Annotated in this window: 12 protein-coding genes and 3 tRNA genes; 7 read left to right on the forward strand and 8 right to left on the reverse strand. The window is 66.8% G+C overall.

The window, feature by feature from the left end; translation table 11 throughout:
• Positions 1-39 precede the first annotated feature (39 nt).
• The 4 genes from AC1DFU_RS11635 to AC1DFU_RS11650 all read left to right on the forward strand — a co-directional run bounded on the left by AC1DFU_RS11635 (position 40) and on the right by AC1DFU_RS11650 (position 1,867).
• A tRNA-Pro gene (locus AC1DFU_RS11635) sits at positions 40-116 on the forward strand.
• Positions 117-576: 460 nt separating this feature from the next.
• Positions 577-993, forward strand: a complete 417-nt coding sequence (locus AC1DFU_RS11640) for a hypothetical protein (protein ID WP_092292811.1) — start codon at positions 577-579, stop codon at positions 991-993.
• 178 nt (positions 994-1,171) lie between these two features.
• The gene (locus tag AC1DFU_RS11645; protein WP_092292813.1) at positions 1,172-1,390 is read left to right on the forward strand and encodes a hypothetical protein; all 219 of its coding nucleotides are present in this window, start codon (positions 1,172-1,174) and stop codon (positions 1,388-1,390) included.
• A gap of 78 nt (positions 1,391-1,468) precedes the next feature.
• A complete protein-coding gene (locus tag AC1DFU_RS11650) occupies positions 1,469-1,867 on the forward strand; it encodes a hypothetical protein (RefSeq protein WP_092292815.1) in 399 nt (132 codons plus the stop codon).
• A gap of 55 nt (positions 1,868-1,922) precedes the next feature.
• On the opposite strand, the gene AC1DFU_RS11655 is transcribed toward AC1DFU_RS11650, so the two are convergent.
• The 5 genes from AC1DFU_RS11655 to AC1DFU_RS11675 all read right to left on the reverse strand — a co-directional run bounded on the left by AC1DFU_RS11655 (position 1,923) and on the right by AC1DFU_RS11675 (position 9,545).
• The gene (locus AC1DFU_RS11655) at positions 1,923-6,800 is read right to left on the reverse strand and encodes an NAD-glutamate dehydrogenase (protein WP_441592157.1); all 4,878 of its coding nucleotides are present in this window, start codon (positions 6,798-6,800) and stop codon (positions 1,923-1,925) included.
• A 131-nt stretch (positions 6,801-6,931) separates the two neighbouring features.
• The gene (locus AC1DFU_RS11660; protein ID WP_092292819.1) at positions 6,932-7,453 is read right to left on the reverse strand and encodes a MarR family transcriptional regulator; all 522 of its coding nucleotides are present in this window, start codon (positions 7,451-7,453) and stop codon (positions 6,932-6,934) included.
• A gap of 291 nt (positions 7,454-7,744) precedes the next feature.
• A complete protein-coding gene (locus AC1DFU_RS11665; RefSeq protein ID WP_092292821.1) occupies positions 7,745-8,077 on the reverse strand; it encodes a hypothetical protein in 333 nt (110 codons plus the stop codon).
• Positions 8,078-8,272: 195 nt separating this feature from the next.
• Positions 8,273-9,253, reverse strand: coding sequence for a Bug family tripartite tricarboxylate transporter substrate binding protein (locus AC1DFU_RS11670; RefSeq protein ID WP_092292823.1), 981 nt, complete (start codon positions 9,251-9,253; stop codon positions 8,273-8,275).
• Between the two features lie 216 nt (positions 9,254-9,469).
• Positions 9,470-9,545: transfer RNA gene (locus AC1DFU_RS11675), tRNA-Lys, on the reverse strand.
• 116 nt (positions 9,546-9,661) lie between these two features.
• Between AC1DFU_RS11675 and AC1DFU_RS11680 the strand changes: the two genes are divergently transcribed.
• Positions 9,662-10,561 carry a LysR family transcriptional regulator gene (locus tag AC1DFU_RS11680; RefSeq protein ID WP_092292825.1) on the forward strand — a complete coding sequence of 300 codons (900 nt, stop codon included), beginning with the start codon at positions 9,662-9,664 and terminating at the stop codon, positions 10,559-10,561.
• 126 nt (positions 10,562-10,687) lie between these two features.
• Positions 10,688-12,076: an 8-oxoguanine deaminase gene (locus AC1DFU_RS11685; protein ID WP_441592160.1), complete on the forward strand. Its 1,389-nt coding sequence runs from the start codon at positions 10,688-10,690 to the stop codon at positions 12,074-12,076.
• 64 nt (positions 12,077-12,140) lie between these two features.
• On the opposite strand, the gene AC1DFU_RS11690 is transcribed toward AC1DFU_RS11685, so the two are convergent.
• A tRNA-Lys gene (locus AC1DFU_RS11690) sits at positions 12,141-12,216 on the reverse strand.
• A 257-nt stretch (positions 12,217-12,473) separates the two neighbouring features.
• Between AC1DFU_RS11690 and AC1DFU_RS11695 the strand changes: the two genes are divergently transcribed.
• The gene (locus tag AC1DFU_RS11695; protein WP_092293309.1) at positions 12,474-12,737 is read left to right on the forward strand and encodes a DUF1488 family protein; all 264 of its coding nucleotides are present in this window, start codon (positions 12,474-12,476) and stop codon (positions 12,735-12,737) included.
• Positions 12,738-12,877: 140 nt separating this feature from the next.
• On the opposite strand, the gene AC1DFU_RS11700 is transcribed toward AC1DFU_RS11695, so the two are convergent.
• Complete coding sequence (locus AC1DFU_RS11700; RefSeq protein ID WP_441592162.1) at positions 12,878-14,767, reverse strand: SulP family inorganic anion transporter; 1,890 nt, start codon at positions 14,765-14,767, stop codon at positions 12,878-12,880.
• Positions 14,768-14,794: 27 nt separating this feature from the next.
• Positions 14,795-15,592 (reverse strand): exodeoxyribonuclease III, encoded by a 798-nt coding sequence (gene xth, locus AC1DFU_RS11705; RefSeq protein ID WP_092292831.1) that lies wholly within the window; start codon positions 15,590-15,592, stop codon positions 14,795-14,797.
• Between the last annotated feature and the right edge of the window lie 18 nt (positions 15,593-15,610).

Consider the following 15,610-nt stretch of genomic DNA (forward strand, 5'->3'; position numbering starts at 1 on the left):
TAGCCACCGATCGATTGTTGCTGATATAATCTTTTGCTTCGGGGCGTAGCGCAGCCTGGTAGCGTACCTGCATGGGGTGCAGGTGGTCGGAGGTTCAAATCCTCTCGCCCCGACCAGACAAGGAACCCGCTTGGTGTCAAAACCAAGCGGGTTTTTCTTTGGCATTGCGCACGGGTTTCGCGCCCGGCGCTTGATGCGTCGCAAAACTTCTTTACATTTCCTGCGTTCCCTCACGCGGCATCGTGGCCTAGCCTAGGACGATGATTTGAAACGCAGGGTGAGTCATGAGTTGGCGTGATGTTTTCCTGATCGGCACCGGCTGGGTCGGTGCCTGTATGGCGGTTGGCTGGCTGCTGACCACGGTGGTGAAACTCCTCGAATGAACGGCGCGTTCCGTACGTAATCCCCCGACGAAGAAACGCCGCCCGATTTTCTCGGCGCGGCGTTTTTCATTATGGGTTGCGGCGGCGCCGTTTGAATGCACCGTGCAGGTCGCTTTGGTATAACCTGAAATCAGGGAACCTCCGATTCTCCTGCGCGTCTCGCCATAGGAGAGCATCGCTGCGGGAGGGCGCGATGGGGCAACGTGAACTCAGGGCCTGCTGGTTTGGCGCGGGCGTGTTGGTCGGCGCGATGGCCGCGAGCCTGTGCGCGATGCGCGCCATGTCTCGCGCACGGACCGATGTGTCCGCGAATTTGTCTCCGGATGTCTCGGCGGATGTCTCGCCGGCTGCCTCGCCCGTCGAGGATGCCGCCCGGGCACCGTCCGCGGCGCCGGAGAGCGGCGCGGACATGTTCGAATACCGCGGCTTCGTGGTGCACCTGTTCTGGCAGGCGCTCGCTCCGGCACGGTACAAGGCCTGGTGCGATATCTGGGAGGCCGGCGCGATAGTGCAGGAGGCGGGCGGTCCGCCGGCCACGTATCCGACCGCTGCCGAGGCACGCATGGCGGCCGGCGCCTGGGCACGGCACTGGGTCCAGAACAACGGCTGATGTCGCAGATTCGGTAAAACGAAGCACGCTTCGTGGCCTGATCGATCCCAATCTATTCTCAACATAACGCCGCTGTGACGCCCGCTATCCCGCCAAGGTAGGGGCCAAATGGCGGCCCTGCATGGTGTGACGCGACAGACACACGTGTTACGATTTGCAGCGTCTTTTGGAGTCCGTGATGTTTGTATGTCAGAACCAACCCTGTGGTGCGCGCTGGAAGCCCGCCGAGGTGGTGATCAAGAACGAGGGGCAGGGCCCCATCTTCCGCTGCCCGCTCTGCGGCGCGCGCAACCGCCTGATGGCCTCGCATCGTGCGGACGGCAGCATCGACTACAAGCAACTCCGGCGCGAAGCCTCGGGCGCGGATGCCGCGCCGCCGAAAGCTCGACGGAGCTGATCGACGTAAAGGGGGTCGACGCGCATGGCGAAAAGCAAGACGCCTCAAGCCGGCGACTGTGGGACCGTTAAGACGGAGATGGACATCAGCGACTTATCCCACGACGCCGCCTCCAATGCCGAGCTCATTGGATGGTCAGGTGCATCCCCACAAGTGATTGCCCGCGTGCTCAATGCCGCGCTGGCCGCGCAGGACCTGTCCGGCTTCGCCGCATTGCTGTCCGACATTGCGCGCGACCGCGGCCTGAAGGGGGCGCGCGGCACGCACCAGTCGATCTACGACATGCCGTACGCGAGCTTGCTGCCGCGTCAGAAGCACCTGCTGGCCGATGCGTTCGACCTCTTCCTCCGCCTGGGTCTGGAGTTCCGCGCGCGCGGCGACGGCAGCGACGACCTTGACGGCGCCGAAGACGACGACCTGCCCGCGCTGCGCGACATGGACGACGATGACGATGTCATCGACATCGACGAGCGCTGACGGCTAGCCACTAGCCGTCGCTAGCCGTCAATCAGCGCCCGCCGCCTGGGGCCGGTCAGGCGCGCTCCAGCAAGCCGATTTCCTTCACCGCAACGGACAGCATCGACAACGCCGAGGCCCCCGTGGCGCCCGACGCGCGCTGGTCGGCCAGCATCTGTGCGAAGCGGTCCAGCGCCACCTGTCGGCTCTTGCGCCAGTCCTCGATCAGCGCCGGGGCGTCCTCCACCTCGCGCGACTGGCCCAGCACGCTGGTCGTCAGCGCGCGCTTGAGCCGCCCCAGGTCTTCCAGCGTGGTCGTGCGGGCGAGCAGGTCCCAGTGTGTGTCCGCCGGCAGTGAGAACGCGCGCTCGCGCAGCCATCCGAAATTGAGTTCCGAATCGAGGGCGAAGTAGACCGCTGCCACGGTGTCCAGGCTGCGCTGGCAGGCGGCTGCAACCTCGGCCACGTCGAGCGCGGCCGCAGCCGCATCGCTGGCGGCCACGCGCAGGGCGAGGTCGTCGTCCACACCGGCTTCGATCAGCGTCATCGCCCGCTCAGCCATGGCCTCTGCGCCCTCGGGCGGCAGCAGCTTGGGCAGTTGCGGCGTGAGCCAGCGCGCGGCTTCGACGAAGCGCGTCGCGCCGGGCTCTACCGTGCCGCCGCCGCGCAGGTAGCGCACGAACCAGAGCGTGGCGCGCTCGAGCAGCCGCGCCAGCGCGCCGAACATCTGCGCCTGGATGGCGTCGTCCACGCGGTTGTCGAAGGCGTCGATGCGCGCCCAGATCCCGGACAGCCCGAACACGTCACGCGCCAGCAGGCAGGCGCGCACGATATCGGCCGGACGCCCGTCGGTCTCCTCCATCAGATGATGGACGAAGGTAGGCCCGACGCGGTTCACGAGGATGTTGGTCAGGTGCGTGGCGAGGATTTCGCGCCGCAGCGGATGCCGCTGCATCGGCTCGGCATGGCGCACGCGCAGCGGCTCGGGGAAGTAGTCGGCCAACAGCGTCGAGACGAGCGCGTCCTCGGGCAGGTCCGAGACCAGCAGCTCGTCGTACAACCACATCTTGCTATAGGCCAGCAGCACCGCACGCTCGGGCGACGTCAGCCCCGCGCCGAGTGCCTTGCGTTCGGCGATCTCGTCCTCGGGCGGCAGGAATTCGAGCGGACGGTTGAGCCGGCCCGCGCGCTCGAGCCAGCGGATCAGCCGCGCCTCGGCGTCGAGCAGTTCCGTGGCCTGACGGCCCGCCACGGAGAGCGCCTGGGTCTGGTAGTAGTTGTCCTGGAGCACCAGCAGGCCCACCTCGTCGGTCATCTCGGCCAGCAGCGTATTGCGCTGCTTGATGGTCATCTCGCCGTCGGCCATCACGATGCCTAGCAGAATCTTGATATTGACCTCGTGATCGGAGCAATCGACGCCGGCCGAATTGTCGATGGCATCGGTATTGATCCGGCCCCCCTTGCGCGCGAACTCGATGCGGCCAAGCTGGGTGAAGCCGAGATTGCCGCCTTCGCCCACCACCTTGCAGCGCAGTTCGGCGCCGTTCACGCGCACCGCATCGTTGGTGCGGTCGCCGGCTTGCTGATGGGTCTCGGACGCAGCCTTGACGTAGGTGCCGATGCCGCCGTTGTAGAGCAGGTCGACGGGCGCCATCAGCAGCGCGTGGATCAGGTCCGCCGGCGACAGCGTGCTGGTCGTGATCCCCAGCGCCGCCTGCACCTGGGGCGTGAGCGCGATGGTCTTGGCCGTGCGCGGATAGATGCCGCCGCCGGCCGAGATCAGCGCGGTGTCGTAGTCGGCCCAGCTCGAACGGGGCAGGGCGAACAGCCGCGCGCGCTCGGCCAGGCTCCTGGCGCAGTCGGGGTCCGGGTCGAGGAAGATGTGCCGATGGTCGAACGCGGCCAGCAGCTTGATGTGCGGAGAAAGCAGCATGCCGTTGCCGAACACGTCGCCGGACATGTCACCGATGCCCACTACCGTGAACGGCGTGGTCTGGATATCAACGCCCATCTCGCGGAAATGGCGCTTCACGCTCTCCCACGCGCCGCGCGCGGTGATCGCCATCTTCTTGTGGTCGTAGCCGACCGAGCCGCCCGACGCGAAGGCGTCGTCGAGCCAGAAGCGGTACTCGCCCGAGATGGCGTTGGCGTAGTCGGAGAACGTCGCGGTGCCCTTGTCGGCGGCCACCACGAGGTAGGGGTCCGATTCGTCGTGGCGCACCACTTCGGGCGGCGGCACGATGTCGCCGGAGACGAGGTTGTCGGTCAGGTCGAGCAGCCCGCGCAGGAAGGTCTGGTAGCAGGCCACGCCTTCGGCCAGATAGGCGTCGCGGTCGGTGGCGGGCGGCGGGCGCTTGACCACGAAGCCGCCTTTCGAGCCCACCGGCACGATCACCACGTTCTTCACCATCTGCGCCTTCATCAGGCCCAGCACCTCGGTGCGGAAGTCCTCGCGCCGGTCCGACCAGCGCAGCCCGCCCCGGGCCACCCGGCCGCCGCGCAGATGCACCCCCTCCACGCGCGGCGAGTAGACCCAGATCTCGAACATCGGCCGTGGCTCGGGCAGGCCCTGCACCAGCGCCGGATTGAACTTGAATGAGACGTAGGGGCGCGGCTGGCCCTCCGCGTCGCGGTGGAAGTAGTTGGTCCGCACCGTGGCCGCGATCACGTTCAGGAACAGGCGCAGGATGCGGTCCTCGTCGAGGTTGGGCACCTTGTCTAGCGCGGCGTCGATCTCGGCCAGCAGGCGCTGGGTGCGCGTCTCGTCACCCGGCGTGGCCACGGCAGGGTCGAAGCGGGCCACGAACAGCGCCACCAGCAGCGCGGCGATATTCGGATTGCTGGTCAGCGCGCGCTCGATATAGGCATTGCTGAAGGTCGAGCCCACTTGCCGCAGGTACTTGGCAAACGCGCGCAGGATGGTCACGTCGCGCGCGGCCAGCCCGGCGCGTAGGACGAGCCGATTGAAATCGTCGTTTTCGATCTCGCCGTTCCAGGCCCGCGCGAAGGCGTCCTCGAACAGCGGCTTCACGCGCTCGATCTCCACGTCCAGAGGGCGGCCCTCGGGGTCAGCGGCAATCTCCAGGCCGAAGTCGTGGATCCACACCGGCGCGCCGGCATCGGGCTCGATCAGGTAGGGGCGCTCCTCGTCCACGCGCACGCCCAGGTGTTCGAGCATCGGCAGGCTCAGGGACAGCGCGATGGGCTCCCCGGCGCGGAAGACCTTGAAGCGGAACGCGCCCGGCGCGGCCTCGATGGGCCGGTACAGGTTCATGGCGAGGCCGCTCGGGTGCTGGCGCGCGTGCTCCATCAGCTCGATGTCGCGCACGGCGGTGCGGGCAGCGTAGTCCTCGCGGTAGCCGGCGGGGAAGGCGTCGCAGTAGCGGCGCAGCAGCACGATGCCTTGTTCCTCGCCCCGGCTGACGTGGAGCGCGGTGGCCAGGTCGTCCTGCCAGCGGCGCGTGGCCTGCACGATGCGCTCTTCCAGCTCGCGGGTGTCCACCTCGGGCATGGTGCCCGGCTCGCCACGCACGGTGAGCTGGATGCGCGCCAGCGGGGATTCGGACAGCAGCGGCGTGAACTCGCAGCTGGTGCCATGGAACGCCTCCACCAGCAGCTTCTGGATGCGCTGGCGCAGGTCGGTGTTGTACTTGTCGCGCGGCACGAAGACCAGGCACGAGATAAATCGGTCGAAGCGGTCGCGCCGCACGAACAGCCGGATGCGCTGGTGCTCCTGCAGCCGCAGGATGCCGATGGCGATCTCGAACAGCTCGTCCTCGTCGGCCTGGAACAGGTCATCGCGCGGATATTGCTCGAGGATGGTGACCAGCGACTTGTACAGGTGGCCCTTGGTCAGGAAACCGGCGCGCGCCAGGATGTTGGCGCACTTGCGCCGCGCCAGCGGAATCTCGCTGGTGCTGACCATATAGGCCGTGGACGTGTACAGCCCCACGAAGCGCCGTTCGCCGAACAGCTTGCCGTTGGCGTCGAGCAGCTTCACGCCCACATAGTCGAGATAGCCGGGCCGATGGACGGTCGCGCGCGAGTTGGCCTTGGTCAGGAAGATTGGCGAGGCCCCTTCGATGACGCTCGCGGCGGCGGCGGGCAGCGGGGTCAGGTCGTCCTCGCCCGGATCGCGCAGCGCTTCGCGCAGGATGCCCGCGCCCGAGCCCGGCACGCCGCGCAGGAAGTACTGGCCGTCGCGTGGCACCAGCTCGTAGTCGCGCTGGCCGAGGAAGGTGAAATGGTCGTCGAGCAGCCATTCGAGGAAGGCGCGGGCCTCCACCGATTCCGGGCTCGCGGCGTCCGGCGCGCGGCCCATGCTGGCGACGGTGTCCTCGGCCACCTGCTGCATGCGCGGCCAGTCTTCCACGGCGGCGCGCACATCGCCGAGGATGCGGGCGATGCCGGCGCGCAGCGTTTCCAGCCGGGCGCCTTCGCCGGTGCGGTCCACCTCGAAATGCATGAACGATTCGAGCCGGCAGGTGGTGTTGCCGGCCGGGCCGGCGTCGTTCCGCCCGCCCAGGCCCACCCGCAGGATCGTGCCCTTGGCATCGCGGCAGATGTTGAAGACCGGGTGGATGGTCGAATGGAGCGTCAGGCCGAGCCGGTTGATCTCCATCGTGATCGAATCGACGAGGAACGGCATGTCGTCGTTGACGATCTCGATGATCGTATGGTCGGAGTGCCAGCCGTGTTCCTCGAGCTTCGGGTTGTAGACCCGCACGCGCGCGGTGCCCGGCACGAACTTCTGGGCGGTCTGCCAATGGGCCATGATCGCGCCGTAGAGGTCCGCCACGTTGCGTGCGAGCAGGTCCTCGGCATCGGCCAGGTCGTAGTAGTGGCGCAGCAGGGGTTCCAGCACCTCGAACGTGGCGGCGGGGAGCCGCTCGCGCGCGAGCGCGACGAGGTCATCCAGCAACTGCGCGACTTTTTCTTCGTTTTCCGGAGGCATGGCATCTCCTCGGCGTGTGCCGGTGCATGCTCATACTGTAGGAAAGTTTTGACCTGCCCGGGTGACAAAACACGTCAGCGGGCAGGTTGAGACGGGCGAGGCGCCCGGGGATCAGATGAAGCGCAAGCGGGTCAGGCGGCCACGGCGCGCAGCGCGGCGCGGCCGACCTCGGGCGGTACGACCACGGAGCTTTCGGAGCGCTCCCATGCGGCATTGCGGCGATGGCGCTCGGCATGGTCCTGCAGCGTGCCGGTCATGCGATGCAGCAGGCCGGTCAGCGCCACGCGCTCCTCGGCATTGAACTGGCCCACCGAGACCGAGTGCAGGGCCTTCACGCCCTGGCCGGCACGGTCCAGCCGCGCGGCGGCGCTGGCCGCAATGCGCGGGGCGCCATTGGCCTCGAACGCCAGCCAGCCTTCCTCGCGCAACTCGTTGAGCAGCCGTTCGGTCTGGGCCACGTCCATGAACACGGCGGCCGACAACGGCAATCCGCGGCGGAAGGTGCCGGTGTGGATGGCGCGCAGCAACAGCCATTTCGGATAGGTCAGCCCCGAGACAGACAAGGTCTGTTCGAGGGCGGCTTGCCACGCGGTCACGGCGTCGACAAGCGCGAGCACGATCGGCTCATTGATTTCGAGTGCTTTCGGCTGCATTGGCTCAGGTCTCCCAATCTGGGTTTGCCGCCTGCTTGCATCGTCTGTGCATGGGCCGGTGCATTGGCCGGCCCGGGCGGCACCGCTGCCTGCCTCTGATAGTGGGCGGGTCATCCGGTAGGCGAGACACTATCAGTAATGTATGGACATGGGTGTGACAGATCGGGTAAGTCCTAATCAGCCTTTTGCACGAGGTGCCGTGCGCACCTCGTGGCGGGGGCGTGTGGCCCCAAAAACAAAACAGCCCGCGACATGCGCGGGCTGCTTTCGCAAAACGACGACCTGGGTCGCTTACTGCTTCTTGGCGCCGTCGGTGTAGACGTCAGGCTTGCCGGACTTCGCACCATCGGTGTACGGGTCAGCCTTGCCGACCTTGGCGCCGTCCGTGTACGGATCGGCCTTCTTCGGGGCGAGATCGGTCTGCGTGGACTTCTTCGCGCCGTCGGTGTACGGGTCGAACTTGCCGGACTTGGCCGTGTTGGCGTGCGGGCTGGCCTTCTTGGTATGGCTGCCGCTGTGGATGTCGCCACCGTCCGTGTAGTTCTTCTGTGCGTGCGCCAGTTGCATGGTGCCCAGGCTGGCCAGCGCAGCAATGATCAGGGTCGGTACGGTCTTCTTCAGCATCTTCAATCCTCGCAGGTAATGCGCCATATCCGGGAATTCGTCGGAGGTCGTCAGATTCCGTACAGATACAGCAGATGAGAAAAATGGCTTTGTTACTACTGTACCGGGGTGCGCGTGCAGCAGCCAGCAATTTTGTAGATCCTGCGCTCGGGCGATGCTGCCGCCACACCACGGTGGCGGCAGGGGAGGCAGGTATTACTCCAGCGTGATGTTCTGGTCCACCGCGATCTTCTTGCGGAGGTCCAGTTCGCGCTTGATCTGGGCGGCGTACTGCTGCGAGGTGTTGCCGTCCGGATAGGCGCCGCTGTCATGCAGGCGCTTCTTCACGGCGGGGTCCTGAAGTGCCTTGATCGCCGCATCGTGGATCTTGGCGACGATGGCCGGCGGCGTGCCGGCCGGTGCCACCAGCCCGTACCAGGCCATGTTGTTCATGTCCTTCATGCCTTCCTCTGCGAAGGTGGGCACGTCAGGCAGGCCTTCCACGCGCTTGGGCGCGGCGACCGCCAGCGCGCGCAGGCGGCTGGACTGGATGAAGGGCATCGACGACGGCAGGTTGTCGAACTGGGCGTTGACCTGGCCGGCCAGCGTGTCGTTCAGGGCGGGGCCCGATCCACGGTAAGGAATGTGGACCATATCGGCCTTGGTGATGTACTTGAACAGCTCGCCATCGAGGTGCGAAATGCTGCCCTTGCCGGCCGAGGCGTAGCTGTACTTGCCCGGGTTGGCCTTCAGCAGTGCGACGAATTCCTTGAGATTCTTCGCCGGCACCTTGGGGTTCACGGTCAGCACGTTCGGCACGTTCACCAGGTTGGTGATCGGCGCGAAGTCCTTGATCGGATCGTACGGATTCTTGGCGTTGGTGGCCGGGTTGGTCGCCATCGTGCTCACGGTGGCGATGCCGAGCGTGTAGCCGTCCGGCGCGGACTTGGCCAGCGCGTCGGCGCCGATTGCGCCGCCGCCACCGCCACGGTTCTCCACCACCACGGGCTGGCCCAGCTCGCGGCCCAGTGCGTCGGACACGGCGCGGCCGACGATGTCGGTGGTGCCGCCCGCCGCGAACGGTACGATCAGGCGGATCGGCTTGTTGGGATACGCCTGCGCGTGGGCGATGCCCGCTTGTGCCAGGCCCAGCATGGCCAGGGCGACGGCCGCGCCCGCTTTCAGAACTGCTTTCAAGAGATGCCTCCGGTATTGTCTAGTTCCGCAATACGGAACTTCGTTCCGTGATGTGCGTTGACAGGCATTCAACCCTGAAAGGGTTCTGCAGGGAAATCGGTGAGAACCCGGTGGCGGGCGGGAAAGTGCGGCGCAATGCCGCTGAGGCGAAGCAAAAACGTCGATGCAAAGCAAAAAGCCCGGAACCTTGTGGATTCCGGGCTTTTCTGAATTCGCTGGTGGGGCGTGAGTGACTCGAACACTCGACCTACGGATTAAGAGTCCGCTGCTCTACCAACTGAGCTAACGCCCCAACGAAGAAAAAGATTGTAGCAAGGTACCGAATACGACGCAAGCCCCTCGGCGCATTTTTTTGCACCGCAATGCCAGCGGATTACAATGCGCGCACTTCGGCTTCCGGGCATCTCCATGCACGCGCGCGTTCTGCGGTATTTCGACGAGGTGGTCCGGCGCGGCTCCATCCGCCGCGCGGCCGAGCATCTGCATGTGGCGCCGACGGCCATCAATCGCCAGATCCTCGATCTGGAGGCCGAACTGGGCGCGCCGCTGTTCGAGCGCATCCACAAACGCCTGCACCTGACGCCGCTGGGCGAGATGGTGCTCGCCCATGTGCGCCAGACGCTACGCGAGCACGACGCGCTCCAGGCGCGCATCGCCGAGATCAAGGGCGCGCGGCGCGGCATGGTTACCGTGGCCACCACCTCCGGGCTGGCCGGCGCGCTGATGCCCTCGCTCGTCCACGACTTCCGCCAGCAGCATCCGGGCATCGCCGTGCGCGTGGCGGACCTGCCGGTGGACGGCATCGTCGCCGCGGTGGAGCAGGGCGATGCTGACCTCGGGCTCGGCTACGACCTGCCCGAAGTGGCCGCCTTCCGCGTGGCCGCGAGCCGTGACTGGTCGATTGGCGCGGTGGTCGCGCCCGGTCATCCGCTGGCCGCGCAGCCCTCCGCGCTGCTCGCCGAGGTGGCCGGCTATCCGTTGATCCTGCCCGCGCCGACACTGTCGATCCGCGCCTTGGTGGACGACGCCTTCGCCCGCCAATCGATCGACGTCACACCCGCTGTGGAATCGACCTCGGTGGTGCTGATCCAGCGCCTGGCGGCGGCCGGCGGCGGCGTGGCGCTACTCAATCCGCTTGATGTGATGGAAGACCGCGCGCGCGGCGCGCTGGTTTTCGTACCGTTGCGCGATGGGGGCCTGCAGCGCCAGACTCTGCGGCTGGTGGCGCGGGCGCGCGGGCCGATGAGCGCGGCGGGCGAGTTGATGGCGCAGGCCATCGGCGCAGCGCTGGACGGGTTGTTCCGCTGACTTGGTGGGCTCTTGCGCGGCGACCTGTCCACAAATTGTGGACACCTACGTCGAAATTTGACGCTTTGGCGCGCTGGGTGGCGCCAGTAGACTCCGGGGTGTCCGCAACTTCGATACACCTACGCCATGACCCTGATCCTCCAGCACGCCGATGTCCTCGTGACCATGGACACGCAACGCCGCGAAATCGCGGACGGCGCGCTGGTCGCCAACGGCCCCGCCATCGAGTGGGTCGGCCCCACCGCGGATCTCCCGGAAGCCTGGCGGCGCATGGCCGACGAAGGCCGCGCCGAAGTCATCGATATGCGCGGCCACGTGGTTATGCCGGGGCTGGTGAATACGCACCATCACATGTACCAGAGCCTGACGCGCGCCGTGCCGGCCGCGCAGGATGCCGAGCTGTTCTCGTGGCTGACCAATCTCTACATGCTGTGGTCGCACCTCACGCCGGAGATGATCCGCGTATCCACGCAGACGGCGATGGCCGAGCTGATGCTGTCCGGCTGCACGACGACGAGCGATCACCTCTACCTGTATCCGAACGGGTCGCGGCTGGATGATTCGATCGAGGCGGCGCAGCAGATGGGCATGCGCTTCCACGCGGCGCGCGGCTCGATGAGCGTCGGGCGCAGCCAGGGTGGCTTGCCGCCGGACGTGGTGGTGGAGTCGGAAACCGCCATCCTGCGCGACAGCCAGCGGCTGGTGGAGCAGTATCACGACGATTCCCGCCACGCCATGCTGCGCATGGTGCTGGCGCCGTGCTCGCCGTTCTCGGTCTCGCGTGACCTGATGCGCGAGTCGGCGGTCATGGCGCGCCACTACGGCGTCTCCCTGCACACCCACCTGGCCGAGAACGACAACGACATCGCCTATTCGCGCGAGAAATTCGGCCTCACGCCGGCGCAGTACGCCGAGGAGCTGGGCTGGGTCGGTCACGATGTCTGGCACGCGCACTGCGTGAAGCTGGACGACGAGGGCGTGGCGCTGTTCGCGCGCACCGGCACGGGCGTGGCCCATTGCCCGTGTTCGAACATGCGGCTGGCGTCCGGCATCGCGCCGATCCGCCGGATGCGGGATGCCGGCGTGCCGGTGAGCCTGGGCGTGGACGGCAGTGCATCGAACGATGGCGCCCATATGCTGGGCGAGGCGCGCCAGGCCATGCTGCTGCAGCGCGTGGGCTTCGGCCCGGCGGCGATGAGCGCGCGCGAGGCGCTGGAGATTGCCACCCTCGGCGGCGCGCGGGTGCTGAACCGTGACGATATCGGCGCGCTGGCCCCGGGCATGTCGGCGGACATCGTCGCCTTCGACATGTCGGGCGTGGGCTACGCGGGCGCCGGGCATGATCCGGTGGCGGCACTGGTCTTCTGCACGCCGGGCAATGTGGCCACGAGCATCATCAACGGCCGCGTGGTGGTGCGCGACGGCGAACTGCTGACGGCCGACCTGCCCGTGGTGCTTGGCGATCACCGCCGGCTGGCGCGCACGCTGTTCGAGCGGGCGGCCGGCGCGGATTGATGCAGGCGGACCAAGAATAAGAAAAGCCCGGAATCATTGCTGATTCCGGGCTTTTTGAATTCGCTGGTGGGGCGTGAGTGACTCGAACACTCGACCTACGGATTAAGAGTCCGCTGCTCTACCAACTGAGCTAACGCCCCAACGAAGACCGAGATTTTATCACCGTTTTCAGCGTTGTCAAATATTCCATGCATGGCCCCGCGCCAGTGGCGCTCACGGCATTGTCATGTCGCCGTGCGACCCTGTTGCGCTCGGCGCCATGCCGACGGAACTTGCATCCCGTCGCGCTGGTCAGTGAGACGAATCGCATTCACATGGCACAGTGCAGGGGATCGCAGACGATTGGCGTCGAGCCATGTTAGGATGCTTCTCCACTTGCATATGGAGGGCTGTGATGATGGAAATCAAATTCCAAGAGCAAGATCGCTACGACATCAATAATGAGGGCCTGCTGTTCCACGCGATTGTCGATGGTGAGCAAGTGACCTGCGTGGTGACACGCGAGGCACTGTGGGAAGGCTTCAGTGCCGACCAGGTGCTGTCGCTGGAAGAGGCGTTCCGCGCCGGTCGCGAGACCATCGAGCGCGCCGCCGTGGTACTGATCGAGCAGGGCGTGCCCCAGCCGGTCGTGGTGAAGCGCGCCCACGTGGCACCAGTCTGATGGCGTCGGCAACGGCGTCCGTGTAAGGCGACGGCAGCAACCCTCCGCCGCCGGTTTCGGCACGGTTTCCCTACCGGCCGACCGGCGCACATTCTGGCTACATCCCTTAGTTTTCTACGTTTTCCCTACCGGTTCAGGGCCTAGGTCTTGGCGGTTTCCTGCGTGCCGGTCTCCGGTGCGTGAGCCGCTTCGGCATCTGCTGGCACTGGTGCGGGCGCTTCCGCGCCGCCGGGCTGCTGTGCGCATTCCTCGAAGATGCGCACGTGGCATTGCGCGCAGATTTCCGGGGAGAGTTGCCGAACGATCGTGTGCAGCGCCTGCCGCTTGGTCTGGAAGATGTGGTCGCGCCCGAGCTTGTCGGTGAAGCCGGTCTGCTCCCACGTCTCCAGCACCTGCGTGCGCGGACGGTGGAAGTAGAGGTCGCCGCCGGCCGCGCGCCGCTCGGCCAGTTCCGTCTCCCACATCTCGGCGCCGGCCAGGTCGATGAAGTTCATGCTCTTGGTCATCGCCAGCAGGCGCGTCTGGCCGGGGTTGACCGTGCGCAGCCAGTGCAGCCGGTCCGTCACGTACTGCACCGCGCCGAAGTAGATCGCGCCTTCCATGCGTAGCAGCTTCAGCTGCGGGCATTCGGGCTGCGGGCGACGGAGTTCGTCGAGCGGGGTGAAGCGGCGGCCGGGATCGTCTGCGTCGGGCACGAGGCTACGCACGGCCGGACGCGAGGTGCGGTACAGGTAGGCCACCAGCGACAGGATGGTGCCGAGCAGCACCGCCATCTCCAGCCGGATCACCAGCGTAGCGGCGAAGGTGCCCACCGCGATGGCGAACTCCGTGCGCGAGAGGTCGGCGATGCGCCGCAGCCGTGCCAGGTCCAGCAGGCCCCAGGCCACCAGCAGCAGCATTGCTGCGATGGCCGCCAGCGGGATCTGCGCCAGCAGCGGGGCGCTGACCATGACCAGCACCACCAGCAGCACCGCCGAGAACACGCTGGCCAGCGGCGTCTGCGCGCCGGCCTCGAAGTTCGGCATCGACCGGTTCAGCGAGCCGCACGAGATATAGCTGGAAAACAATCCGCCCGCGATATTGGAGAGCCCCTGGCCGATGAACTCGCGGTTGGCATCCACATGCTGGCCCGAGCGCGCCGCAACAGCCTTGGCGATCGAGATCGACTGCCCGAGCGCGACGATGGTCAGTGCGGCGGCAATGCCGAGCAGGTCCGGCACGGTACGCCAGTTGATGTCCGGCACCTGGAAGGGCGGCAACGCCGACGGAATCGGCCCGACCACGTTCACATGGTGCGCGCCGTCCCAGTGGTTGAGCGCCAGCGCCACGCCGAAGCCGCCCACCAGCCCGATCAGCATGAACGGCAGCCGGCGCGAGATGCGCCGCACCACCAGCGTGACCGCCAGCGTGACCGCGCCGACAATCACGGCGCTCCAGTTGATCGTGGCGGCATTCTCGAACAGGAAGCGGACCACGCCGAACGCGCTGGTGCCGGTGGGCACCGCCAGCCCGAACAGGTCCTTCAAGGCATAGAGTCCGATCAGCGTGGCCGCGCCGCAGGTGAAGCCGAGCAGCACCGACGGCGAGATGAAGTTGGCCAGCGACCCCAGCCGCAGGGCGCCCACCGCCAGCTGCAACACCCCGACGAGGATCGTCACGGCCAGCGCCAGCGCGATATAGGCTGGGCTGCCGACGAACGCCACCGGACTCAGCATGGCGAACAGCGCCAGCGAGTTGGCATTGGTCGGCCCCGACATCACATGCCAGCTCGAACCGAACAGCGCCGCGACGATGCACGGCACCACGGCGGTATAGATGCCGTACTGCGGTGGCAGGCCGGCCAGCGTGGCAAACGCCACGCCCTGCGGCAGCACCAGCACGGCGCCGAGCAGCCCGGCGATGAGATCGGCGCGCAGCGCGGCCCGCGTTACGCGGTGGCGCCATGGGAACAGCCGGAGCAGGCGATTGCCGGCATCCGCCGCCGGTTTAGGGGATGGCGGGGATGGTGGGGAAAGCGGGGGCGCAGTCATCCGACGATGATGCCGCAGCCGCGCCGTTCAGTCGAGTTTCAGCGTGGCCACGACCGGCGTATGGTCCGACGGCTGCTCCCAGCGGCGCGGCTCCTTGTCGATGCCACAAGTCGTGCAGGCCGCCGCCAGCGCGGGAGACAGCAGGATGTGGTCGATGCGCAGGCCCGCGTTGCGGCGGAAGCCCATCATCCGGTAGTCCCACCAGGAGAACATCTTCTCCGGTTGTTCGAACAGGCGGAACGAATCGACCAGGCCCATCGCGATCAGCGCCTTGAAGGCGTCGCGCTCCTGGGGCGAGACCAGGTTCTGGCCCTCCCACTTGGCGGGGTCGTGCACGTCACGGTCTTCCGGGGCGATGTTGAAATCGCCGAGCAGCGCCAGCTTGGGGTAGCGCGTCATTTCCTCGCGCAGCCACCCGGTGATGGCCTGGAGCCAGTCGAGCTTGTAGACGAACTTGTCCGAATCGAGCGCCTGGCCGTTGGGGAAGTAGGCGCTGATCAGGCGCACGTCGCCATAGGTGGCGGCTACCACGCGCTGTTGGGCGTCCTCGTAGCCGGGGATGTTGCGCACCACGTCGGCGGCGGCCGGCATGGTGCCGTCACGGGCGACGATCGCCACGCCGTTGTACGTCTTCTGGCCCGTGTAGACGCTATGGAAGCCAGCCGCCTCGAGTTCGGCCAGCGGGTACTTGTCGTCGGGCAGCTTGAGTTCCTGGAGGCAGAGCGCGTCGATGGGCGTGCCGGCGGCGTCCTGCGCGGCAAGCCATTGCAGCACCTGGGGCAGGCGCACCTTGAGGGAGTTGACGTTCCAGGAGGCGATTCTCATCGTTGTTCGGTGTGGAGT

The sequence above is a fragment of the Cupriavidus sp. 10L45 genome (assembly GCF_056395225.1).

Excerpts from the sequence above, each read along its gene's own strand:
- AC1DFU_RS11640 (WP_092292811.1), top strand. The coding sequence starts at position 577 with ATGGGGCAACGTGAACTCAGGGCCTGCTGGTTTGGCGCGGGCGTGTTG.
- AC1DFU_RS11645 (WP_092292813.1), top strand. The coding sequence starts at position 1,172 with ATGTTTGTATGTCAGAACCAACCCTGTGGTGCGCGCTGGAAGCCCGCC.
- AC1DFU_RS11650 (WP_092292815.1), top strand. The coding sequence starts at position 1,469 with ATGGACATCAGCGACTTATCCCACGACGCCGCCTCCAATGCCGAGCTC.
- AC1DFU_RS11655 (WP_441592157.1), bottom strand. The coding sequence starts at position 6,800 with ATGCCTCCGGAAAACGAAGAAAAAGTCGCGCAGTTGCTGGATGACCTC.
- AC1DFU_RS11660 (WP_092292819.1), bottom strand. The coding sequence starts at position 7,453 with ATGCAGCCGAAAGCACTCGAAATCAATGAGCCGATCGTGCTCGCGCTT.
- AC1DFU_RS11665 (WP_092292821.1), bottom strand. The coding sequence starts at position 8,077 with ATGCTGAAGAAGACCGTACCGACCCTGATCATTGCTGCGCTGGCCAGC.
- AC1DFU_RS11680 (WP_092292825.1), top strand. The coding sequence starts at position 9,662 with ATGCACGCGCGCGTTCTGCGGTATTTCGACGAGGTGGTCCGGCGCGGC.
- AC1DFU_RS11685 (WP_441592160.1), top strand. The coding sequence starts at position 10,688 with ATGACCCTGATCCTCCAGCACGCCGATGTCCTCGTGACCATGGACACG.
- AC1DFU_RS11695 (WP_092293309.1), top strand. The coding sequence starts at position 12,474 with ATGGAAATCAAATTCCAAGAGCAAGATCGCTACGACATCAATAATGAG.
- AC1DFU_RS11700 (WP_441592162.1), bottom strand. The coding sequence starts at position 14,767 with ATGACTGCGCCCCCGCTTTCCCCACCATCCCCGCCATCCCCTAAACCG.
- xth (WP_092292831.1), bottom strand. The coding sequence starts at position 15,592 with ATGAGAATCGCCTCCTGGAACGTCAACTCCCTCAAGGTGCGCCTGCCC.